Here is a 25297-nt window from a genome sequence, read left to right as displayed (position 1 = left end):
AGAAGGTTTACGTTTCGCGATTCGCGAAGGTGGCCATACAGTAGGCGCTGGTGTTGTTACAGCTATCGAAGCATAATTGAATCGTAGATTCTAAATAGGAAAAGCGACCGCAAGGTCGCTTTTTTGTGTTCTAATACTTCTTGTATGGTTGTACAGATTTTGTTGCTATAGATACAGTATAAACACGTATTGTATTGTATAATTAAAATATATGAATTGATAATTTTTATCATATATAATTTGCTGTATATCGTATATAATGTATAGTAGTAATATTGGTGTAAACGATATCTATCCTATTAAATATAAAGTGATAAGGAGGTTTCTATGAGTACAATCACAACAATGCCTGTTTCCATGGAGGGTTGGCAAGAGGAACAACAATCTTGGAATCAAACATCCAAGTTCTTTGTCAATATGCACAAACGTGAGGATCGTGTAGCGCAAGTAGTGGACTTTGTAGCACGATTACAAGAATTAGGGATTCATCCAACAGAAGGAGAAACAGCACTTGATGTAGGCTGTGGTACTGGGGACTATGCCATGGGACTAGCTCGTAATGGGGTAAAACTAACTGGTGTAGACTTATCTACAGGAATGCTAGAAGGGGCAAAACAAATTAGTGAAAAGGAAGGCCTTTCTTTAGATTTATGGCTTGGGCCGTGGTCAGAGGAAGCTCGGCAAGCCTTAGGCTGGGACAAACGATTTGACTTGGTATACAGCATTTTCTGCCCCATCATGTCGGATACGGCTAATCTTCACGCCTTGCACAAAGCTAGTCGCAAACATTGTTTGTGCATCATGTTCGCCGATCGAAAAGATGAATACTTAGATGCCATCTATTCTGAGCGATATGGTGTAAGTGGAAGCCCATGGGAATCCATGTTACAAGATTGCTTGGGCACAGTTAACGAAATCGGAAAGAATGTAAATATTACTTATAAAACGGTAGAAGAAGTAGAAACTTTAACCGTTGATGAAGCAGTCGATTATTTCTGCTTACGTGTGCATCGAAAAGTAGGTGGCGACTTAGAAATGATCAAAGAAGAAATACGTGAATTTTTATCGGAGAAAGCTGTAGATGGTAAATTAGAAAATCACACAACAGATACCATTGCGTGGATTTCATGGCGAGTTTAATCTTCTGCACTTATAATATATAGACTATACTGGGCTACAATAGTATATGCATAATCTATAGGGATATACGTACTTTATTAAAAGTAATATAGTGTATCAAGTATGCTAGCTCTAACGGTATAGATAGGGCATATAAGCATAGACTATTTATATAACGATAAAAGACTGTAAACAATTGGAAATATAATCCTGTGTTTACAGTCTTTTTATGTTGTAAGATACAGTAAGTTGGTAATCGTTGAAATCAGCTTTGTATTATGCTAAGTTGTTGTATACTAAATTTTTTAAGAATCTTGAGATAGAGCGTGGCTACTTTCTACAAATTCACGCAAAACGCCATACCCTTCTGTTTCTAAGTCTTCTAAAGGAATAAAGCGTAAGGCCGCGCCGTTGATACAATACCGGAGACCTCCCATGGACTGAGGGCCATCTTCAAAGACATGCCCTAAATGAGCATCTCCAATGCGACTGCGTACTTCGATGCGACGATGTCCTAAACTATCGTCTTCATAGTAACGAATGACATCGCTGTTGATCGGTTGTGCAAAACTAGGCCAACCACAACCAGAGTCGAATTTCTGAGCGGAGATAAAAAGAGGCTCTCCAGAGGTGATATCTACATAAATGCCGGGGCGAAATTCGTCTGTATAGGCATGAGAGAAAGGTCGCTCCGTAGCACTATGTTGTGTTACAGCGTATTCTAATTCACTAAGTTCTTTTTGTAATACATCATCTGCTTTGCGTTGGTATTCCTTTTCATCGATTAAAGGCTCGTAAGCCTTGGATACATTAATATGGCAATAGCCATTAGGGTTTTTATCTAAATAGTCTTGATGATATTCTTCAGCTGGATAAAATGACTGTAAGGGTAACACTTCGATGGCAAAAGGCTTTTGGTAATGGCTATTAGCACGTTCTAACGTGGACTCGATGATTGCTTTGTCCTCAGAATGTTCGTAATACACACCAGTGCGATATTGAATGCCCACGTCGTTACCTTGTTTGTTGATACTAAAAGGATCAATAATGCGCAAAAAATATTGTAGTACCTTAGAGAGGGAAATCACAGAGGTGTCATAAGTAACCTTGACAGTTTCCACGTGACCGCTGCCACGGCAAACCTTTTCATAACTAGGATTCGGATGAGTGCCATTGCTGTAGCCTACTTCAGTATCTACAATGCCGGGGATGCGTTGAAAGTAGCTTTCCACACCCCAAAAACAACCGCCTCCTAAATAGATGGTATGATTCATAGTATCCTCCTTTTAATGGAATATAATGTATATTGCTGATAATTCATGATATGCTTTATATGTATGTTGCTAGCAAAGATATTATTATTATATCGAGTATATATCATCAAATTGTTATGATATAGCTAGTCTTAATTATAGCATGTATTCGTATTAGAAATATTGCACGAGTATTGGTAGATTGATGATACGCCGCATATAAGATACATGGTATTATCACAAGTTTTAGTAAGCATAATATTATAAGACATGCCTATAAAGGTGAAAGCCACCTAACTCGTATGGGGACGAGCAGGTGGCTTCTTTGTGATAACTGTAGGTGTGTATGGGAAGTCACCGTTATCACATATGTAAGTAGTTTGAAAGGCTGGAACATATGAGGTTCATAGTTCCTGTCGAGTATCACATCGACACATATAATATATCAAAAAAATAGGAATAAGTAAAATAATAATAAAATGTTACCACTTATAGGACGTACCTATTAGGTGCACCGCTAATTATCAAGAAGTGATATGAAGATATATGATAGTTATATAGTATACTATATATAAAGTATTTATAGAGAATGACTATTATTAAATAGCTTTTAGCTATTGAAAAGGTTATAGTTTTTTTCATGAAAGCTTATGAAGAATGCATTTGACATCTATAAGTGAGAACAGTATAATTGAGGCAACAGATAAGATGCCATAGTGAAATTATATGAATTATAGTGCAACTGAGTAACAGGTTGTGAAAAAAATTTTCATTTAAATTTGGCACCTATCAAGGGTATTTTGTTCACGCATATGTCATCTTAATCGTGTAGTATAGTAAGTCAATATGGGTTTCAAACTTTAAGGAAAAGGAGAATCATGAAAAAACGTAATGAAATTGTTCGAACAAATGCAGCACATGCACAAAGTCAACAAAAAGTAAATCGTTTAGCTGCTATGGCTGCTATTTTAGGCGTGACGGCATTTAGCGTAGCTGGTATGACCACTACATTTGCTGTAGATAATGTGGCAGGTACAGGTGAAGGTACTGCATTTGGCACCAATAGTAAGGCTGTACAAGAAGGGTCTATTGCTGTAGGTAATTTAGCAGTGACTAATGCCAAAGCTGGTGTGGCGATTGGTAAATCTAGCTTAGCCGGTGTTAGTGAATCAGTTATTCCAGAAGCAGATCAAGAAAAGCATACAGCAAATACAGTGGCTATTGGTAGGAATGCCTATGCTTCCTATACTGATACGGTTGTTATTGGTACAAATGCATCCTCGTTACGTGACCATGGTGGCGTGACATTCCAATCGGGTACTGGTGCGATTGCTATCGGTAGAAATGCAAAAAGTGATTATAAAGAATCTGTAGCCATTGGTCCAGAAGCTCGTACGAATTTCACTCAATCCGTAGCGGTAGGTTACCAAGCGGAAACAACAGGTCAACAAGGTGCGGCAACAGCGGTAGGTCCAATTGCAAAGGCCTATGAAATAGGTGCAGCTGCCATTGGTAATATTTCTAGAGCAAGTGGGGCTTACTCTACGGCAGTAGGTACTACATCAGCTACTTATAATCCATTTGCTACAGCAGTAGGTAATCATGCAGTTACACGAGCAGCAAGCGATACGATTGTAGGTACAGAGTCTGGTACTGGGACTAGTGCTGGTCGTGCAGTAGCGGTAGGTTTTGGATCTCATGTAGCAGAAACATCTGGCGTTGCTGTAGGTGACCGGGCTCGTGCGTTTACAGCAGGTGGAATGGCTATCGGTCGTGCTGCTACGTCTTATGGAGCACAAGCCATTGCAATCGGTAATGGCGGTAAAGCGGATGGCAAAGCTGGGGAAAATGCCTTTGCTACAGGACAAGGAGCGATTGCCTTAGGTACAACAGCTCGCGCTATGGGTACACATGGTTTTGCCTTTGGTAATGACTCTGTAGCAGGTGGTAATGCAGACTTAGCAACCACTGTATCTACAGCGTTGGATACGTATAATACAGCGTATAAGACTTTCACTGATGCTCAAGATGCTAAGTTAACAGCAGAAAGCGATAGTAAAGCGACACAAAAACGTTTGGCTAGTGATGCTCGTGACTTTGGGATTTCTTTATATACATTAACTAATGAAGAGAAGCAATTGCTTCAAACATTAGGTGTAGATAATGCAGCTCTACAAGATGAGTTTTTTGGAAACATACAGTCCAATAATAACTATGATAGTGCTAAACCAGTTGTAACAGCTCAATTGGCTGCGTTGAAAAAAATAGCGGCACTTGATGAAAATGCAGCTAGTACAACTACAGCGGATGTAACACGTTTGATTAAACGTGCTCAAGATTTGATTGCAGAAAATACAGATGATGAAGCTTTAAAACAAAAAGTAACAGATACAACAGCTGCTGCAACAGCAGAAGCAGATAAGTTAAAGACAGCTAAGGCAACATTAGAAGCGGCTTATAAAAGTGCGAAGGAATCTGCGTTAGCTATTGGTACACGTGCTGTGGCAGAAGGTAAAACATCTATTGCTATCGGTACTGATGCAAATGCAACAAATGAAAACTCTGTAGCCATCGGTACACAAGCTAAATCTACTGCTGACCATGCAGTAGCTATCGGTGTAAAAGCACAAGCTACAGTGGATAATGGTGTTGGTTTAGGTTCCTACTCCGTAGCAGATACAGAAGCGCGTAAAGGCTATGATCTTAACGAAAACCGTATGAATACATATGCTGGTTTACGAGGTAATGCATTAACTGCATCTACAGCAGCTGTGGCTGTAGGTACGCCTCGCATGACTCGTCAAATTAATTATGTAGCAGCAGGTACAGATGATACTGATGCAGTAAACGTAGCGCAACTTCGCTCTGTGAATTTAAAAATCGCTGGTGATACAGTAGATCAAGCTGCACCGACAACTGATGGTACATCTAAAGCTGACGTATTATTAGATAGCCAAACATTAAAAGTGGTATCTGCTAACAAAGCTGTATTGACAACAGATGCTACCAATAACACAATTACAATCACTCCTGTTACAGCTGAACTTGAAAAAGACCCAGCTACAGGTCAAGTAAAACCTAAAGATGAAACGAAAGGCAATGCCTTAACAACAGCTCAAAACGTAGCTGATATGATCAACAATGCATCTCCAAAAATTGGCAACGGTTTGACTAATAGTGATGGTAAAATCGTAGTACAACCTGCAGATAAATCCATTAGTGTAACAGCAAATGGTGTAAAAGTTAAAACTGACGGCACTACAATTACTGTAGGAGACAAGGGTTTACAAGTTAATACTGGTAATATTACTAATGTAACAGAAGGCGACAAAGCTGGTACTGTGTCTGTTCCTGAGGCAGATAAAGGCAAAGTTGCTACCATCGGTAATGTAGCAGATGCTATCAACAATGCAGCTTGGAAAGCAACAAGTGATAAAGAAGACTCTGGCGAAGTAGAAGGCACGACAGAAGAAAAAGTTAAAGCTGGTGACAAAGTTACGTTAAAAGCTGGTAAAAACTTAAAACTTAAACAAGCTGGCAAAGAGTTCACATATTCCTTACAACCTGAGTTAAAAGGTATCAAATCTATCACTGGTGAAGGTGAAGGTGCTGGTAAAGTATCCTTTGGACCAAATGGTGTTGTTACTGTAGGTGGAGATAACCCTGTAGCAATCGATGGTAAAGATGGTAAAGTAACTGCAGGTGATGTAGTTCTTTCCAAAGATGGCTTAGACAATGGCAATAAAACAATCACTAATGTTAAAGCTGGTGAAAAAGATACTGATGCAGTTAACGTAAAACAATTAAAAGATGAACTCGGTAAATCCACTGTTAAAACAAGCGATGGATTGGAAAAAGATACAGATGGTAACATTAAGGTAAAACCAGCTGATAAATCTATCGAAGTAACAGCTGAAGGCGTGAAAGTTAAACCAGCTGATAAATCCTTAGAAACTACTGAGGAAGGCTTAAAAGTAAAAGCTGATGGCACTACAATCACTGTAGGAGATAAAGGCTTACAAGTTAACACTGGTTCTATTACTAATGTAACAGAAGGCGACAAAGCTGGTACTGTATCTGTTCCTGAAGCAGATAAAGGCAAAATTGCTACTATCGGTAATGTAGCAGATGCTATCAACAATGCAGCTTGGAAAGCAACAAGTGATAAAGAAGACTCTGGCGAAGTAGAAGGCACAACAGAAGAAAAAGTTAAAGCTGGTGACAAAGTTACTTTAAAAGCTGGAAACAACTTAAAACTTAAACAAGCTGGTAAAGATTTCACATATTCTTTAAATCCAGAATTGAAAGATTTAACAAGTGCATCTTTCAAAAATGATGCAGGTGATACAACTGTAATCAATGCAGATGGTATGACTATCACTCCTAAAGCAGCGGGTAAAAAACCAGTTTCCTTGACAAAAGATGGCTTGGACAATGGTGGTAATCAAATTAAAAACGTTAAAGAAGGTACAGATGGTACAGATGGTGTTAACGTAAATCAATTAACTGGCGTTAAAAATGATGTACAAGATCTTAAAGATGAATTAGAGAAACATATTAATTCTTCTGGATTCTCCATTACATCTGATGTTGAAGGTACTGGTAAAAAAGCAAAAGGTAATACTACATCTACTGAAGAAGTTAAAGATGGCAACAAAATAACGCTTAAAGCTGGTAATAATCTTGAAATTAAACAAGATGGTACAAACTTCACATATTCCTTGAATCCAGAGTTGACAGGTATTACTTCTATCGCTGGTAAAGGTGCTGCACCTACTGTTATTACCTTAAAAGAGAGCGGAGATGTAACAATCGGTAAAACAGGTGAAGAAAAACCTGTTACTGTTACTGCTGATAAACATATTACTAATGTTGCAAGCAACTTACCTGAAACTAAAAATAAAGATGATAAAGATGAAGCTACTAAATCTCAAGCAGCTCCAACAATGGGTACTGGTGAAAATGAGGTTAACCCAAATAACGCAGCTACTGTAGGTGACGTACTAAATGCAGGTTGGAACTTACAAGGTAATGGTACAGCTGTAGATCTTGTAAAACCATATGATACAGTAAACTTCGTAAATGGTGCTGGTACAACAGCTACTGTGGAAAGTGCAGATGGAAAAACATCTACTGTGAAATACAGTGTAAACATTGGTAATGGCTTAGAAGTAGGTAAGGACAACAAAATCACTGTTAAAGCAGATGGAGATACGATCACTGTAAGTGATAAGGGTATTAAAGTAAATCCTACATTTGTAAAACAAATAAAAGATGAAATCGCTAACTCTGCTGTAAAACCTGGTAAAGGTTTAGAAAAAGATAAGGCAGGCAACATCGATGTAAAACCAGCTGATAAATCTATCGAAGTAACAACTGCAGGTGTGAAAGTTAAAGCAGCTGACAAATCTTTAGAAACTACTGATAAAGGTTTAAAAGTAAAAGTTGATGGCACAACAATCACTGTAGGAGATAAAGGTTTACAAGTTAACACTGGCACAATTACTGTCAACGCTAAAGACGGCAAAGATGGAAAAGCAGGTACTGTATCTGTTCCTAAAGCTGATCAAGGCAAAATTGCCACTGTTGGTGATGTAGCGAATGCTATTAATAATGCAGCATGGCAAGCAAAAGGCGGTCAAACTGGAACTGGCGTTGTCACTGGAAATGATGCAGCACAACCTGTTAAAGCTGGTGATGTTGTTACTTTCAATGCTGGAAATAACTTGAAACTTACTCAAGCTGGCTCTTCCTTCACATATGAACTTAACCCTACATTAACTGGTTTAACTAGTGCTGAATTCAAAGCTGGTGACAATACAACTAAGATTGATGGTAATGGAATTACCTTAACTCCAGCAGGAGCAGGCAAAGGAGCAGTTTCCTTAACAAATGCTGGCTTGAACAATGGTGGTAACAAAATCACTAATGTGGCAGCAGGTACTGATCCTACTGATGCAGTTAATGTAAGCCAATTACGTGATGCAGCAGGCAATATGCAAGCAATTACTAATCAATTACAAGGTCAAGTGAACCGTGTTGGTTCTCAAGCGGCTGCGTTATCCGCATTGAAACCTATCCAATACGATCCATTAGAACCAACTCAAATCATGGCTGGTGTAGGTCACTACCAAGGTCAAAACTCCTTAGCATTAGGTGTGGCACATTATAAAAATGAATCTTTGATGTTCCATGCAGGTGCTGCTATTGGTGGTAACCGTAGCCAAGTGATGGCAAATGCTGGTATTACTTGGAAAGTAGGAGCTAAAGCAGACGAAACAGCTGTAGCAGATGTATACAGACAAGGTCCAATTAGTTCCACATACGTATTGCAAGATAAAATGGGTGCATTAGAAGCGCAAAACCTTGAACAAAAAGGTGAAATTAACGCATTACGTGAAGAAAACAAATCTCAACGTGCAGAACTTGATGCTGTAAAAGCTCAATTAGCAACAGTATTAAGCCGTTTACAAGGTTAATATAGAATTGTGAACGTAATCTAAGCGTTATATAGAAAAGACTGTAATCGAATGAAAATTATCATTCTGATTACAGTCTTTTTTTGTTTACTCCGATAAGATTATGAATTTGGTTGACAAGTCTTCTTTTTTTGAATGTATCTAAGTGTAAGCACTTGGTACTAGGAAAGGAGAAAATTATGGCAGCAAGTACAGTAGTGAAAAAAGAATTACATTTGGTCTTTACAGACACATCTAAGGAAGATGTCAATATTGTGGTAGCATTCCCCAAAGAAGGTGTTACAAAAACTGAAATTGACACAGTAGGTCAACTGATGGTGGAGAAAGATGTACTTCGTGGTCGTAAAGATCAACGATTGAGTAACTTTCAACATGGTGCATTAGTGACAACAGAGTCCACGGTGGTAGAATAAGGAGGATTAGACTATGACAACAACAATGGTAACCAAATTACAATTACAATTTAAAAAAGGTGAAGGTGCACATAATCTAAAAGTGGCTAATTTTGCCTATGTCAATGAAAGTGCTACAGATGAGGATGTAAAAGCTGTAGGCGATGCATTGGGTAAGCTATATGCCTATCCTTTGGTAGGGGTTGTGCGAAATAATGCCATCGCTTTAGAGGCGTAATATGGAAAAGCTTGAAAAAGCATTAAAAATTATTAGAATTACCCTTTGGGTATTAAAGTGGTTAAAACGATAAGGTAGGATAGGACCTTTAGACAGCTGAGAATCACACCAAGAAGGGTATATGTAAATGATAGTGATAGGACTTAGTACCAAGGATTACCGTAGCCATCCTGCTGATACATAGCAGGATGGCTATTGTTATATATTAGTGTACTACACAATAAGAAAACCTGAATCTCTTTGAGAGATTCAGGTTTTACTTATTTTCAATATTAAGTTATTGAACTGTTTCTAAAGTCTCTTTTAGCAAGGCGAGGGCTCGTTTGTATTTCTTATGCATAGCCTGTCGACTCATGCCATAGGTATTAGCGATTTCGCTGATGGATTTGCCTTGTAGCAAGACTTGCCGTAATAGGTTTGCATGCACCGGCTCCATTTCTGATAGAGCTGTGTGCAATGCTAATAGTTCTAAATGATGAATGGCTTCCTCTGCAGTATCATGGCTGGATGGGATTGATACTAAGGGATCTGTTTCATCTTCTTGTGGGACTAACACCGTTTCATGAGTCCATTGTCGTAGACTCTTTCGATATAGATTCCACTGGGTGAAGCGTATGCGAGATTTTACAAAGCCAGCAAAAGGGATGTTGCTAGTTATATCATAGGTCTTAATAGCCTGCAAGAAACATTCCCATAAGGCAGATTCTAAATCACTGTCTATAGAACGAAGTTGGCGCACATGCGCGTATTTTGTAATGAGAGGTACGTACCGTTGACATAAGATAACAGTCATATGACAATAACCAGATTGGATGAAGGCTACCAGTTCTTCGTCAGTGTAGGAATCATCTTGGATGTCAGAGGCTGTCATCAATAATGAGTGTTTAATATATGAGTTACTCATGGTTTACCTCCTTGTATATAAAACTACATAATATGATTGTCATGGATGATGTATAAGGGGCGTACTTACATCATAGTTTCTATAGTATCACAGGCCTGTTGATATATAGCTTATTTACTGTAAATTGCTATTACATGTAATGAAAAATGACATCTATATATATTGATGAAATTATATATCAAAATCCACTCAATAGCAAGTTATTTTTTCTGAAAGTGTGTAAAAGTAACATATTGATATAATGGGATGGATTTCAAGGGTATGTATGACATGTAAGCAATATTGGGAAAATATGTATTTATAACTTTCCTTATAGTTTTTTGCTATATATAATAATATGTATCCTGTATAAGGATAAATGTACGTATATTGTTGACATATGATGGACATCCTAGTATACTTAATTCATCGTTAATCGATAGGTTTTACTGGAAAGAGAGGTGGATTGAATGCCTATACGAGTAGTGAAAGGATTACCAGCCATAGGGAAACTTTCAGAAGAGAATATATTCGTCATGGATTCGGAACGGGCAGAGTCACAAGATATTCGACCACTCCACATTGTGGTTGTGAACTTGATGCCACGGAAAGAGACTACGGAAATTCAACTGCTTCGTGCTTTGAGTAATACACCGTTACAAACAAAGGTGACTTTTCTGTACACGGCGTCCTATACAGCAAGTCATACAAGTCAAGAATATTTGGAAACCTTTTATAGAACTTTCGAGGAAATCAAAGATCAATACTTTGATGGTTTGATTATAACAGGCGCTCCGGTAGAGCAAATGCCTTTTGAGGAAGTGAATTACTGGGATGAGCTTTCAGGAATTATGGAATGGAGTAAAACCCATGTGTGTTCTACTCTCTACATTTGTTGGGGAGCCCAAGCCGGGATTTATAAGCACTTCGGTATCCACAAGGAAGATTTGCCTACCAAGTTATTCGGTGTATATGAACAAGAAGTGCAGAACAGTAAGCCCATGCTTATGCGTGGCCTAGATGAACTCTTCTATATGCCTCATTCACGGCATACGACGGTGAGTGAAAGCGAAATCAACGCTCACCCTCAGTTAGAAGTGCTAGCCCGCGCGGATAAGACAGGTGTTGGTATCGCTCGGTCCTATGATAATAAACATGTGTTTATCTTTGGACATCCAGAATATGATCGAGATACTTTATACCAAGAGTATGATAGGGATAGAAAGTTAGGATTAGAGATTGAAATTCCAGAAAATTATTTCCCTGATGATGATCCGACGAAAGAGCCCATCATTCGATGGCGATCCGCATCGACCATACTCTATTCAAACTGGTTAAACTATTATGTGTACCAAGAAACACCGTATGAGGTCAGTGAATTACAATCGAGACCGATTGAAGAAGCATATATACAAGACTGGGTCATTTAATCCTAGTCAATACATAGTAAAGATTTAAGAATGATGAGGAGTTTAACATGAGCAATTACAAATTTGAAACATTACAATTACATGCAGGTCATACAGTAGACGCAACAGGTTCCCGTGCGGTGCCAATTTATCAAACAACATCGTATGTATTTAAAGATGCAGAACAAGCAGCAGGACGTTTTGCCTTAACGGATGCAGGTCCTATCTACACTCGTTTAGGTAACCCGACACAAGACGTATTGGAAGGCCGTGTAGCCGCTTTAGAAGGTGGTGCTGGTGCCATCGCCGTAGCCTCTGGTTCTGCAGCGATTGCCTATGCTATCCAAAACGTAGCATCTGCTGGGGACAATATTGTGGCAGCGTCCACATTATACGGTGGTACGTATAACTTATTCAGCGCTACATTGCCACGTTTCGGTATTACTACAAAATTCGTAAATCCAGATAATTTAGATGAGTTCAAAGCAGCTATCGACGACAACACAAAAGCTGTGTATGTAGAATCCGTTGGTAACCCAGGAGCTAACTTGGTAGATTTAGAAGCGATTGCTGAGATCGCTCACGCTCATGGTATCATCGTAATCGTGGACAATACATTCGGTACTCCATACTTGTTCCGTCCATTTGAACACGGTGCAGACGTAGTGGTTCACTCCGCAACTAAATACTTAGGCGGTCATGGTACAACTATCGCTGGTGTGATCGTGGAAAGTGGGAAGTTCGACTACAAAGCAAGCGGCCGTTATCCTGGATTTGTAGAAGGCGACGTACATTACAATGGTTTAGTATATGGCGATCTTCCAATTCCTTTCACTGTGAAAGTACGTGCTCAATTATTGCGTGACACTGGGGCAGCCATTACTCCTCTAGCAGCATGGTTGATTATTCAAGGTATTGAAACATTGTCCTTGCGTGTAGAACGCCATGTAGAAAACACTCGTAAAGTTGTAGATTTCTTGGTAAACCATCCAAAAATTGCTTATGTAAATTATCCTGAATTGCCAAACAGCCCATATAAAGCGTTGGCTGATAAATACTTCCCGAAAGGGGTTGGCGCAGTGTTCACATTCGGTGTGAAAGGTGGTAAAGAGGAAGGTATCAAATTCGTTGATGCTCTTGAAATCTTCTCTAACCTTGCCAATGTGGCGGATGCTAAATCCTTGGTTATCCACCCAGCAAGTACAACACATGCCCAATTGAGCCCTGAGGAACAATTGACAGCAGGTGTAAAACCAGAACAATTACGTGTATCTATCGGTATTGAAAATGTTGAGGATATCATTGCTGACTTAGCACAAGCATTGGACAAACTGTAAGATATAGCAACTGTATAGTAGTATATAAGGGAACTCACAATAGTGGGTTCTCTTTTTAGCTATGGTATACTAGATATGTAGTTGTACTAAGTAACATTTAATGATACAGCAAGAACTATTGAATCCAAGATAGATATTGAGATGAGGTCAACGTTAGATGAGTATAAAACTTGACATAGGATGTATAGAGGCGCAGATAAGAAAGGAAATCAACGAATGAAAAGCAAACTAGTTGGAAATATATGGTGGAAAGTTGTGGTATGTGGCGTGGCGATGGCCACTTTCACAGGTGCTGTAGGTATGGCAGAAGATATAGAGGCAAAACCTAAAATTACATTCATAGGACAGCAAGGAATGCCAGTAGGTATGCCCGTTCCTGTAGGGGAACACTATACAGATAGTAGTCTACGTGCAAAAGGTGAGGGAATAGAAAATATACCGAACCATACGTATATTAGTAGTCGGGCAGGGCATTTTCGTTTTACCATTCCTTGGGCAGTACAAAGTCTTACTTGGATTGATAAGGTAGTACCTACAGATAGTGGGCATGTAGTAGGGGTTCTGTTGCAATTAGACAAAGATGTGAATGTGATGGTTACACGTAGAGATAATGTACCGCCGAAAGGAGTATCTCAAGAACAGTGGAATACTACCTGGTATGACCAGCCTATCCAAGGTATGACAGATGCGAAGTACATGGAGATTTGGCGTCGAAACAATCCACATACTTTTAAAAAGCACACAATATCTGAAGGAGGCCTTCTATCTCGAGAAGATATGACAGCGGTTCGCTGGGATAGATTTGAACAGCCTACACAGGATGGACCCTATGTAAGGTTCACCATTGATATGATTATGAAAGAGGATCCTACACATCGATACTTGATGGAGGTAGAATATGATGATATTCATAGATATGATTTGCAGACCTTGTTGCACTTATTAGATGATTTTGTGTATATGGAAAATGATGAAAGTAAAGAAATAACACCTTCTCATCGATTAAGTGAAGATCCATCTAGCATGCATGATCAACTTCCTAAAGAACTTGTTTCAGGGAATTCTATGTCAGCTTTAGATGTAACTACCCTTGAAGGCCTATACCATGAAGAATTAGTACAAGGCAAGCCATCGAAGCGTATACAGAAAGAAATACGAATTACCGATGAAGGGATTACCTCTGAATCCACTTGGGATGATAACATTATAACTGAGGCTAGGATTCTCCGGTCTGGACAGATAGGGCTAGAGAGAAAGTAATGAAATGTATAGGCTATATATTGGTATAGATATATGCTGCTAGAACAAGAACAGATGGTGCATTTAGAGCTTTTAGATAGGCATCTTTGAAAAGAATCTTATACGATACACTCTTGATTTATGAATTTTGCCTATATATAATGTGAGTAGAGCAGTTCAGTTATATACTTTTGAAATGAGGTGTATAGAGATGGGGACGCATTTACAATCAATGGAATCTATGCCAGAGTATGAAGAGTTTTGTATTTGTTTAGGCAGAAAAATTGCTTGGGTTAGACGTTGTCAGGGACTTTCACAAAAAGAGTTATCTAAACGATGTGGTATTAGTCCAAGTTATTTAGCAAAAATTGAAGGTGCTAAAGGTTCCTTAGGGACATCTGTGCAGGTGTTGTATTTGATCGCCAAGACTTTGCAGGTTGATGTGGCAACTTTGGTGTGTCATGATGAAATCGATTACCAGCGGGTACGGATGTACAAGATTAAGCGACGAGTCATGGGATATGAATCGAATCAGTTGCACTAACTGGATGGAAATTAGTTTGTGTTCTTAGATATCTAATTGATAATATAATTATTATCAAAAACTATATTGAGAAGTAATAATTGAGAATATCGGCACCTATAGTTATTTTTTGTATATATAGTTGAATACAAATGATAAAATCTATCAAATAGCGCAATATATAGGTTCAGCGATACAAAAAATGCAACATCAATTGTAAAAATTGGATACAAAAAGTATAGACAAGTATTTGACAAGACTAAAAAAACGTGCAATAATGAGAATATAAAAAAGGTAAGTACCTTAGTTAAATGATAATCATAAAGTTAGCGAATTCTATTTTTTTATGGAGGTGTCTCATGCGCGTTATTGGTGATGCATGCATTAAATGTGGTTCTTGTGCTTCTGTTTGTCCAGTAGGAGCAATTTCTGAAGGCGAAGTTAAATACGAAATTAACGATACTTGTATCGATTGCGGTTCTTGCGAATCCGTTTGCCCAGTAGCAACAATCACAGCTGAATAATTCAAGCAAATAACAAACCCCGTAAACATACGTGTTTACGGGGTTTTCTCATTTTTGATTTGCTCTATTACTTGTTTTGCTTGTGTATGATTCTGTCAAAATCAGAGAATACTTTCTGCGTACGATTAAATTCTTTATACTCAGTAACTGCTTTCTTATCAGCTTGTAGTTTTGAAATATGCCCTTTATTAGTGAGCACTTCGTATTCGTTGAAAGATAGGAATTTATCTACGCTTTCAGCAAAGGCTTTCATGGTGAAAGTATGTTTTCGTTCGATGATGCCTTCGATATAGTCAAAAAAGGAGGATACAGTTCGTTCTAGTTTACGTATTTCGTCTGCGGTTAAATAATTTTTTGCGATGGTTACATCGGATTTATGAATGCGCCCATGAGGGGAGCTTTTCCAAGTTTGTAATCCCATGTGTGGTTTATCTCTATCAACGGCATTATAAATAATTTCAGCTGCAGTTTTGCCTGTGATAGCATAATGGAATTTGTTTTGCACCATAGCGTAAAATTGGCGGGTGAAAGGATCCTGTACATCGTAATCAATGGAGCATTCTGCAAATATATCTGTAATTTGTTGATAGATTTGACGTTCGCTGGCTCGAATGGATTGAACTCTACGTAAAAGCTCTTTGAAATAGTTTTGACCGAAGGGAGTTCCGTTCTTTAACATATCGTCATTAAGGGCAAAACCTTTCACAATATATTCACGCAATACCTTGGTAGCCCAAATACGGAATTGTGTAGCTTCTTTTGAGTTTACACGGTAGCCAACAGCTATGATGGCGTCTAGGTTGTACAATTTTACTGTTGAGATTTGAGTTTTATTGGCTAAAGCTCCGTGTTGAGTGGTTATTGCAATTTCTGCAATAACCACTGATTCATCTAATTCATTAGATTCAAAGATATTTTTTAAATGGCGACTGATAGAAGATAAAGATACTCCGAACAACGTCGCCATATCTTTTTGTGTCATCCAAAATGTTTCGTCTTTAAATAAAACGTTAGTTGAAATATTTTCTTGTCCTGATTGGTAGATAATCACATCTCCATGTAAAGCAGAATCGATAGGAATCATGATAGGCCTCCTTAGTGTTATGTACTGCTCTTTCTCTTACTTATATTACATCTTATAAGAGGGGCAAAGTCAAGAAGAAATGGGATAACATTTATATAGAGGCAGAGATATCTAAAGTATTAGGGGTAAAGTGATATTGAAAATCTATTAAATCTATGGGATAATAGAACAAATAAAAAATCGCTGTTGGTCTACTGGCACGACGATAACATATAAACAAACACTTAAGTGTTAAAGCAGTGTTAAAACAAACTTTAAAACAAGTAGTAAGGTTACATATTATAATTTCATAAGGAGATACGATGGAACGCATTTTTAAATTACAAAATTTGAATTGTGCTAATTGCGCTAGCGTGATTGAAGCAAAATTAAATCAACTAGAATCTGTGTCAGCAGCAACTTTCACGCTTGGCACCCAGCAATTGCGCATTACCTCTAGTATAGAAGATACAGATATGTTACGAGATCAAATCCAAGCGGTGTGCGATGCTACGGAAGATGGCGTAGTAGTGGTACCATTTGTGCGTGCACCTAAAAAAGCACAACAAGTAGATGATGACCATGAGCATAATTCTAGTTTAGTGGGGATTATTATAGGCGCTATTGTGATAGTGGTAGCAGAGTTTACAAATTGGGTGCCAGAGCAATACCTTACTCCATTATTAATTGTAACCTTTGTTATATTAGGTTGGCGCATTGCATGGGCAGCAATTAAAAATATTATGAAAGGTAAATTATTCGATGAAAACTTCTTGATGTCTGTTGCTACTATTGGTGCGTTAATCATTGGTGAATATGTAGAGGCTGTTTGGGTTATGTTGTTCTTCCAAATAGGTATTTATTTTGAGGAACGTGCTACAGAACGCAGTCGTAATGCGGTTATGGATGCAGTGGATCTTCGTCCAGAAGAAGTGCGTTTAATCGTTTGTGATGGTAGCGTGCAGGTGGTGAATCCAGAAGATGTACAAGTAGGGTCTCATATCGAAATTCGTCCTGGTGATCGTATTCCATTGGATGGCCGTATAGTAGAAGGTACTACGCGTATCGATACAGCAGCGGTAACTGGTGAACCAGTTCCAGTGAGCGCTACCGTAGGTACAGAAGTGATGTCTGGGTGCATCAATGTGGATGGGCGTATTGTCTTAGAAGTAACGCATGAATTAAAAGATTCCATGGTTATGCGCATTCTTGATGCTGTAGAACATGCAGCGGCATCGAAACCAAAGATTGATCGTTTCATTACTCGTTTCTCTCGCGTATATACTCCAATCGTAGTGGCATTGGCGATTATCGTTGCCGTAGTACCTCCTCTATTCACAGGAGAATGGCAATATTGGATTTATACAGCGTTAACATTCTTAGTTGTATCTTGCCCATGTGCTCTTGTATTGTCTGTGCCTTTGGCATTCTTCTCTGGTATCGGTGCTGGTTCTAAACAAGGTATCTTGTTCAAAGGTGGTAAAGCGATCGAGGCTATGAGTCGTGTGAAAGCGATTGCCTTCGATAAAACAGGTACTATCACAACAGGTACTTTCAACGTACAAACAGTAGAAGTAGCTGGTACTTATACAGATAATGAAGTGTTGCAATATGCAGCGGCTCTAGAAGCTGGTTCTACACACCCGATTGCTATGTCCATTGTAGAAGAAGTACAGCGTAGAGGAGTAGAGTTTAATACGGCTAAGGATGTAAAAGAAATCTCTGGTCATGGTATGGTAGGCATTGTAGAAGGGCATAGCGTATTGGTTGGTAATGGTCGTTTATTAGAAACAGAACATGTAATGGTACCAACCATTGAACATGTATATGGTAGTGAAGTACTCGTAGCTATTGATGGTCAATATGTAGGTCGTATCGTCATTGCCGATGCTGTGAAAGCAGATTCTAAAGAGGCTATCCGTCGCATGAATGGCAAAGGATATCATACAGTGATGCTCACAGGTGATGTGGCAGCGAGTGCTAATCATATTGCTCAAGAAGTAGGTATCCAAGGTGTGCGTGCCGAGTTATTACCACAAGATAAACTGGAGGTTGTCCAATCTCTTCGTAATGACTATGGCTCTGTCATGTTCGTAGGTGATGGTATCAATGATGCACCTGTATTGACAGGTGCTGATGTAGGTGGTGCTATGGGTAGTGGTGCAGACTCTGCCATCGAAGCAGCAGACGTGGTATATATGAACTCCAACCTAGATTCTGTATGGCGTTCCTTAAGTATTGCAGAACGTACCTTGTCCATTGCGTGGCAAAATATTTTCTTCGCCATTGCTGTAAAAATTATCGTTATGGTGGCTGGTGTATTTGGCTTTGCAAATATGTGGGTGGCAGTTTTTGCAGATACAGGGGTATCCATTCTTTGTATCTTTAACTCTGTCCGTATTTTCTACAGTAAATAGTATAAGTCCTCCTGCTAGCATGTATGCCCAACTATGTAGCAGGAGGCATTGTGATATCTTCCCCTCCTTGCAGTTATGCAAGACATATATCACTACATAATAACTATACAGTGAAGAGGACTTGGTCATTAGGCTAAGTCCTCTTTATCGTGTAGGGACATAGTCTACCAACTCATTTTGTCCTATAACCCTGAAATAGAAAGGTTACTACATAATGTAATTTTGTCTACATTTTCGTTGAGCTCATCAAAGCTAAGTTGCCCTTGGTAGGCATGTAATTCATCTAGTATTTTCATTTGGTACTCTACCGTTCCTTTAGTTTATGGTCGGTCAGACATGCATGGTTGGAAGCGAAACCCCATATTCTTACTAAACTGTTCAGCTTTAGGTTGCGGTTGACCCTGGGTACCATGACTTCTTGCTGTCAGCATTACACTTTTTATATTGTCTGTAAGAATACATTGTGGAATACCACGAAGATAACATATTGTTATAAAGATGCGGTTTGAATCCGGATACAGCGATTTTTAGCACTCTAAGTAATAGGGTGCCTTTTTATTATAGAGATAATATGAAAATAGGATAAAAAAATATAAATGAATATACAATCATATGTTGACAAAATAGAAATTTATAGATATAATAAAAATATGAACAAACACTCAAGTGTTAAAACAGTGTTAAAACAAACTTTAAAACAAGTAGTAAGGTTACATATTATAATTCATAAAGGAGATACGATGGAACGCATTTTTAAACTACAAAATTTGAATTGTGCCAATTGTGCTAGCGTGATTGAAGCAAAATTAAATCAACTAGAATCTGTGTCAGCAGCAACATTTACACTTGGTACGCAGCAATTACGTATTACATCTACTGTAGAAGATATGGATGCTTTGCAAGAACAAATCCAAGCGGTATGTGATGCTACGGAAGATGGTGTAGTAGTGGTACCATTTGTGCGTGCATCTAAAAAAGCACAACAAGCAGAGGATGACCATGAGCATAATTCTAGTTTAGTGGGGATTATTATAGGCGCTATCGTGATGGTAGTAGCAGAGTTTACCAATTGGGTGTCTGAGCAATATATGATTCCATTGATGGTGGTGACTTTTGTTATACTAGGATGGCGCATTGTATGGGCAGCAATTAAGAATGGTATGAAAGGTAAACTGTTCGATGAAAATTTCTTGATGTCCATTGCTACTATTGGTGCGTTAATCATTGGTGAATATGCAGAGGCAGTTGGGGTTATGTTGTTCTTCCAAGTGGGCATTTATTTTGAGGAACGTGCTACAGAACGCAGTCGTAATGCCGTAATGGATGCAGTGGATCTTCGCCCAGAAGAAGTGCGTTTAATCGCTTGTGATGGCAGCGTGCAGGTGGTGAACCCAGAAGATGTACAAGTCGGATCTCATATCGAAATTCGTCCTGGTGATCGTATTCCATTGGATGGTCGTGTTGTAGAAGGGACTACACGTATCGACACAGCAGCGGTAACTGGTGAACCAGTTCCTGTGAGTGCTACGGTAGGCACTGAAGTGATGTCTGGTTGCATCAATGTAGATGGTCGCATTGTCTTAGAAGTAACGCATGAATTAAAAGATTCCATGGTTATGCGTATTCTAGATGCTGTGGAAAATGCAGCAGCATCGAAACCAAAGATTGATCGTTTTATTACTCGTTTTTCTCGTGTATATACGCCAATCGTAGTGGCATTGGCAATTATCGTTGCCGTGGTACCACCTTTATTCACAGGAGAATGGCAATATTGGATTTATACAGCTTTAACATTCTTAGTAGTATCTTGCCCATGCGCTTTAGTATTATCTGTGCCATTGGCATTCTTCTCTGGTATTGGTGCTGGTTCTCGACAAGGTATCTTATTTAAAGGTGGTAAAGCAATCGAGGCTATGAGCCGTGTGAAAGCGATTGCATTTGATAAAACTGGTACTATCACAACAGGTACTTTCAACGTACAAACAGTAGAAGTAGCTAGTGGCTATACAGAAAACGAAGTGTTGCAATATGCAGCAGCCTTAGAAACCGTATCTACACACCCAATTGCGATGTCTATCGTAGAAGAAGTACAACGTAGAGGGGTAGAGTTTACTACGGCCAAGGATGTAAAAGAAATTTCCGGTCACGGCATGGTAGGCACCGTAGAAGGTCATACTGTATTAGTCGGCAATGGTCGTTTGTTGGCGAAAGAAAATATTGCAACGCCATTGATTGATTATGTGTATGGTAGTGAAGTATTCGTAGCTGTTGATGGTCAATACGTAGGCCGTATCATCATCGCTGACGCTTTAAAAGCTGATTCTAAGGAAGCCATTCGTCGCATGAACGGCAAAGGATATCAAACAGTGATGCTTACAGGTGATGTGGCAGCTAGTGCAAAGTATATTGCTCAACAAGTAGGTATCCAAGGAGTACGTGCTGAGTTATTACCACAAGATAAATTAGAAGTGGTACAGTCTCTACGTAATGATCATGGTTCTGTTATGTTCGTAGGTGATGGCATCAACGATGCGCCTGTATTGACAGGTGCTGATGTAGGTGGTGCTATGGGTAGTGGTGCAGATTCTGCCATCGAAGCAGCAGACGTGGTGTACATGAACTCTAACCTAGATTCTGTATGGCGTTCCTTAAGTATTGCGGATCGTACTTTGTCTATTGCATGGCAAAATATTTTCTTCGCTATTGCTGTAAAAATCATCGTTATGGTAGCAGGTGTATTTGGTTTTGCTAATATGTGGGTAGCTATCTTTGCAGATACAGGGGTATCCATTCTTTGTATCTTGAACTCTATCCGTATATTCTACAGCAAATAACATAACGCCTCCTGCTAGCATGTACGCCCAACTATGTAGCAGGAGGTATTGTGATATCTTCCCTACTTGTAGTCATACAAGGCATATATCACTACATAACAACTATACAGCAAAAAGGACTTGGTATTAGGCCAGGTCTTTTTTGTTGTACATGGGTATCGTATTTACTCCTATACATTGATTGAGTGGAAATAGTGAAAGGTTGTTAGTAACTTTCACAAGAAATCATAAAAAAATTGACGAATCGGCCTCGATTGATTAAGATAAAGGGTAGGGTTATTAAGACGTTAAGGAGGTGTCACATGTTAACGGTACACAAACACGTAGAGGGGGAATTATTTACAGATTCCACTGTACAAGATGCTACAAAAGGTTCATGGATAAATTTGGTGAACCCAGACCCCGATGAGTTGGCTATCGTCAATATGATGACACAGATTCCAACGGACGTACTGAAAGCAGCTTTGGATACGGAAGAACGGTCTCACGTAGAAATTGAAGATGAATACATTTTCGTCGTTATTAACATTCCAGTACTGCGTGGTTCTGATGTATATGATGCAGTTCCACTAGGTGTCTTTGTGACAGAAGATTTCTTTATTACCATCTGTTTAGAAGAAGCAGAGGTGCTATATCCGTTCTTGAGCAATCAAATGCCAACCTTCTATACTTTTAAAAAGACAAGATTTCTGTTCCAAATCATGTATCGCACAGCGGTACTATATTTGCGATACTTACAACAAATCGACCGCCGTACGGATGACATTGAAAAAACATTACGACATACGACACGGAATAAAGATTTGTTCCAATTATTGGAATTACAAAAATCCATGACCTATTTTACCTCTGCACTGCGTGGTAATGGTACGGTAATGGAACGGATTTTACGTATTCGTCGTCATGATGATGTGCGATATTTGTTGAAAATCTATGAAGAAGATGAAGATCTATTAGAAGATGTGATCATTGAGAACAAGCAGGCTGTGGAAATGGTTGAAATGTATTCTAATATTTTGATGAATATGATGAATGCCTTTACATCCATTATTTCTAACAATTTAAACTTAGTTATGAAATTATTGGCAGCCATGACAATTATGTTAGCTGTACCAACGGCCATCTTTAGCTTGTGGGGTATCAATGTACCGGTGCCATTTGCTGATATGGAATATGGCTTTGAGTATGTGATTGGTATTGGTATAAGCTTTGCAGCCCTGGCAGGCTATTGGCTTTGGAAAAATGATTTCTTTTAATTGCATAGTAAAATGGAACACACCTAAGGGGGCTCCCTGGGGTGTGTTTTCTTATGTCACGATTCAGGTTAATTATGAAAGTTTCTTATATCTATCTTTAAAAGTCATGAATATTATACAAAATGAATAAAATTACTATATAGATATTTTTCAATTTGTGTAAACGCAATGATTTAAAATGATATAAATCACAGATAAATACCTAGAAATGTACACTTTCAAACAAGCATGCATTCCATGTCTTGCAATATTCACATTAGTCATTTGACTTTTTTGATAAAAGAAATTAACATATTTATGTAATATCTATAATATAGTTGGGCGTAGATATTGACTATGAATACCTTAAATAAGGGAAGAATATTTTGGGGGAGATATTGCTAAAAGTTGTATAGGGTTATGGGCAAGATGGAGCAAGATTGTCTAAACTATAGCCCTTGCTAACTTAATGTAGATCCACCCAAAGGGTGGCTTTTCTTTTTTTGGTATGTATTAATTACATCAATGTATGCTCACTAATTTTAAGGGAAGGATGTGGATGATTGAAAACTATACTAAGTAAGGTGTCACAATTGCTAGTCACCTTAATAGGGGTTACATTTCTGACATTTTGCTTGACATACATTGCTCCTGGGGATCCAGCTTTGATGGTGTTGGAGGCAGGGGACACCATTGTGTCACAGGAAATGATTGATGCTACACGAAAAGAAATGGGCTTAGATCGTCCATTCATGGAACAGTATGTGCGCTGGGTAGCAGGCGCTGTACAAGGTGATTTAGGAACCTCCTATTCAGGGAAAAAACCAGTGACCGACAAATTATTAGAAGGCTTGGGCGGAACAGCCTTATTAGCAGTGTCTGCCTTTACGCTAAATGTTCTTATTTCTATACCCATGGGGATTTATTCGGCGGTAAAAGCGAATAAACTGCCAGACTTTATCATTCGATTCTTTTCTTTTGTGAATGTATCGATGCCAAGTTTCTGGTTGGGTATGATTCTGCTGTACATCTTCGGATTGAAATTGCACTGGGTGCCAATTGCTACATCGGTGATCAGTTTTAAATCTTTGATTTTACCAGCTATCACATTAGCTTTCGTCATGGCTGCAAAATTTACGCGCCAAGTGCGGACTGTGATTATCGAAGAATTGCATCAAGACTATGTGATGGGTGCTAGAGCCCGTGGCATGAGTGAATCTCAAATTTTATGGAAACATGTCTTACCAAATGCTTTATTACCATTGATTACGGTTATGGGTATAGGTATTGGTTGGCTCTTGGCAGGGGCTGCAGTGATTGAAATCGTATTTTCTTGGCCAGGGATGGGGAAAATGGCGGTCTATGCCATTGCCATGCGCGATTATCCACTCATTGAGGGCTTTGTATTGTGGGTGGCCCTTATCTATACAGCTATCAACTTCTTGGTAGACCTGTCCTACTCTATTTTGGATCCACGATTGAAAGCGAGGGGATAAGATGAAAGAATTTATTTTGCAACACAAGCGCTTTTCTTTCTACTCCCTCTTAGTGGCTATTGTAGTTGGAATTGCTATATTTGCTCCCTATATCACACCACATGATGCCTTTCATGCAGATATGTCAAAAGCTTTCTTAAAGCCCTCTGCAGATCATCTGATGGGCACTGATAAATTGGGGCGTGACACGTTCTCCCGTATCATTTACGGTACACAAACTTCCTTGTCCATGACTATCATCCTTGTTATCTTAACAGCCACTGTTGGTACAGTAGTAGGGATTTTGTCTGGTTTCTTTGGAGGTAAAGTAGAACTTGTATTGATGCGCTTTACGGACATTATGTTATCCTTCCCAGGGGTGGTATTGGCCATTGCCATTGCCGGTATCTTGGGTGGTAGTGCTATCAATGCGATCTTAGCTCTTGTTGTGGTGAGCTGGGCGAAATACGCACGATTGATTCGATCTGCGGTAATCAAACTTCGTCATAATGACTTTATTGCGGCAGCTAGAGTGAATGGTACGAAACAATTGACCATTTTATGGCGCCACATTTTACCGAATGTATTGCCTTTGGTTATCATTACAGGGGCAATGGATATCGGGTCTATGATGATGGAAATTGCGGGACTTTCATTCTTGGGATTTGGGGCACAGCCTCCGACGCCAGAATGGGGCTTAATGCTCAATGAGAACCGTCAATATATTTTATCGTCACCAGAATTGATGTTATATCCAGGGATGGCCATTTTCATTGTGGTTACCATCTTCAATTTATGGGGCGATTCGCTACGGGATATCTTAGACCCACGTAGTACAGATTCACATTAATGTGTTAGTTGTAAGTTTTGTAGAAAG

At 38.9% G+C, this 25297-nt stretch carries 18 protein-coding genes; 15 read left to right on the top strand and 3 right to left on the bottom strand.

Features of this window, described 5'->3' with window-relative positions:
- Positions 1 to 76, top strand: a 76-nt coding sequence (locus EO113_RS08325; RefSeq protein WP_164723757.1) for a hypothetical protein, incomplete at its 5' end; no start/stop codon positions are given.
- A 251-nt stretch (positions 77 to 327) separates the two neighbouring features.
- Complete coding sequence (locus EO113_RS05770; protein ID WP_009353483.1) at positions 328 to 1140, top strand: class I SAM-dependent methyltransferase; 813 nt, start codon at positions 328 to 330, stop codon at positions 1138 to 1140.
- Positions 1141 to 1424: 284 nt separating this feature from the next.
- Here the strand turns inward: EO113_RS05770 and msrB are convergent, their stop codons facing one another.
- A complete protein-coding gene (gene msrB / locus EO113_RS05765; protein WP_127135769.1) occupies positions 1425 to 2393 on the bottom strand; it encodes a peptide-methionine (R)-S-oxide reductase MsrB in 969 nt (322 codons plus the stop codon).
- 857 nt (positions 2394 to 3250) lie between these two features.
- Between msrB and EO113_RS05760 the strand changes: the two genes are divergently transcribed.
- From EO113_RS05760 to EO113_RS05750, 3 genes are all read left to right on the top strand, one after another.
- On the top strand, positions 3251 to 8851 hold the full coding sequence (locus EO113_RS05760) for a YadA-like family protein (protein WP_127135768.1): 5601 nt from the start codon (positions 3251 to 3253) through the stop codon (positions 8849 to 8851).
- Between the two features lie 179 nt (positions 8852 to 9030).
- Positions 9031 to 9264, top strand: a complete 234-nt coding sequence (locus EO113_RS05755; protein WP_127135767.1) for a DUF2922 family protein — start codon at positions 9031 to 9033, stop codon at positions 9262 to 9264.
- A gap of 13 nt (positions 9265 to 9277) precedes the next feature.
- Positions 9278 to 9481, top strand: a complete 204-nt coding sequence (locus tag EO113_RS05750; protein ID WP_009353480.1) for a DUF1659 domain-containing protein — start codon at positions 9278 to 9280, stop codon at positions 9479 to 9481.
- Between the two features lie 277 nt (positions 9482 to 9758).
- Here EO113_RS05750 and EO113_RS05745 read toward each other — a convergent pair whose 3' ends face one another.
- Positions 9759 to 10385, bottom strand: coding sequence for an RNA polymerase sigma factor (locus EO113_RS05745; protein WP_127135766.1), 627 nt, complete (start codon positions 10383 to 10385; stop codon positions 9759 to 9761).
- 449 nt (positions 10386 to 10834) lie between these two features.
- Here EO113_RS05745 and metA point away from each other — a divergent pair, with 449 nt between their 5' ends.
- The 5 genes from metA (at position 10835) to EO113_RS05720 (ending at position 15396) form a co-directional block, all read left to right on the top strand.
- Positions 10835 to 11794 (top strand): homoserine O-succinyltransferase, encoded by a 960-nt coding sequence (gene metA / locus EO113_RS05740; RefSeq protein ID WP_127135765.1) that lies wholly within the window; start codon positions 10835 to 10837, stop codon positions 11792 to 11794.
- A 47-nt stretch (positions 11795 to 11841) separates the two neighbouring features.
- Positions 11842 to 13110: an O-acetylhomoserine aminocarboxypropyltransferase/cysteine synthase family protein gene (locus EO113_RS05735; protein WP_127135764.1), complete on the top strand. Its 1269-nt coding sequence runs from the start codon at positions 11842 to 11844 to the stop codon at positions 13108 to 13110.
- Between the two features lie 216 nt (positions 13111 to 13326).
- Positions 13327 to 14370, top strand: coding sequence for a hypothetical protein (locus tag EO113_RS05730; protein ID WP_127135763.1), 1044 nt, complete (start codon positions 13327 to 13329; stop codon positions 14368 to 14370).
- 190 nt (positions 14371 to 14560) lie between these two features.
- On the top strand, positions 14561 to 14893 hold the full coding sequence (locus EO113_RS05725) for a helix-turn-helix domain-containing protein (RefSeq protein WP_206168651.1): 333 nt from the start codon (positions 14561 to 14563) through the stop codon (positions 14891 to 14893).
- A gap of 338 nt (positions 14894 to 15231) precedes the next feature.
- Positions 15232 to 15396: a 4Fe-4S binding protein gene (locus EO113_RS05720; RefSeq protein ID WP_009353470.1), complete on the top strand. Its 165-nt coding sequence runs from the start codon at positions 15232 to 15234 to the stop codon at positions 15394 to 15396.
- A 67-nt stretch (positions 15397 to 15463) separates the two neighbouring features.
- Here the strand turns inward: EO113_RS05720 and EO113_RS05715 are convergent, their stop codons facing one another.
- On the bottom strand, positions 15464 to 16480 hold the full coding sequence (locus tag EO113_RS05715) for a virulence RhuM family protein (RefSeq protein WP_127135762.1): 1017 nt from the start codon (positions 16478 to 16480) through the stop codon (positions 15464 to 15466).
- 302 nt (positions 16481 to 16782) lie between these two features.
- Here EO113_RS05715 and EO113_RS05710 point away from each other — a divergent pair, with 302 nt between their 5' ends.
- From EO113_RS05710 to nikC, 5 genes are all read left to right on the top strand, one after another.
- The gene (locus tag EO113_RS05710) at positions 16783 to 18876 is read left to right on the top strand and encodes a heavy metal translocating P-type ATPase (RefSeq protein WP_127135761.1); all 2094 of its coding nucleotides are present in this window, start codon (positions 16783 to 16785) and stop codon (positions 18874 to 18876) included.
- A gap of 740 nt (positions 18877 to 19616) precedes the next feature.
- Positions 19617 to 21710 carry a heavy metal translocating P-type ATPase gene (locus tag EO113_RS05705; RefSeq protein WP_009353490.1) on the top strand — a complete coding sequence of 698 codons (2094 nt, stop codon included), beginning with the start codon at positions 19617 to 19619 and terminating at the stop codon, positions 21708 to 21710.
- Between the two features lie 302 nt (positions 21711 to 22012).
- Positions 22013 to 22966 (top strand): magnesium transporter CorA family protein, encoded by a 954-nt coding sequence (locus EO113_RS05700; RefSeq protein WP_009353462.1) that lies wholly within the window; start codon positions 22013 to 22015, stop codon positions 22964 to 22966.
- A 542-nt stretch (positions 22967 to 23508) separates the two neighbouring features.
- Positions 23509 to 24441 (top strand): nickel ABC transporter permease, encoded by a 933-nt coding sequence (gene nikB / locus EO113_RS05695; RefSeq protein ID WP_009353476.1) that lies wholly within the window; start codon positions 23509 to 23511, stop codon positions 24439 to 24441.
- Between the two features lies 1 nt (position 24442).
- Positions 24443 to 25270, top strand: a complete 828-nt coding sequence (gene nikC / locus EO113_RS05690) for a nickel transporter permease (protein WP_009353473.1) — start codon at positions 24443 to 24445, stop codon at positions 25268 to 25270.
- Positions 25271 to 25297: the final 27 nt, after the last annotated feature.

Source organism: Veillonella sp. 3913 (assembly GCF_003992235.1).
In the GTDB taxonomy this organism is placed as follows: domain Bacteria; phylum Bacillota; class Negativicutes; order Veillonellales; family Veillonellaceae; genus F0422.
The sequence above is the reverse complement of the archived record's forward strand: the minus strand, read 5'-3'. Positions and strand labels throughout refer to the sequence as shown.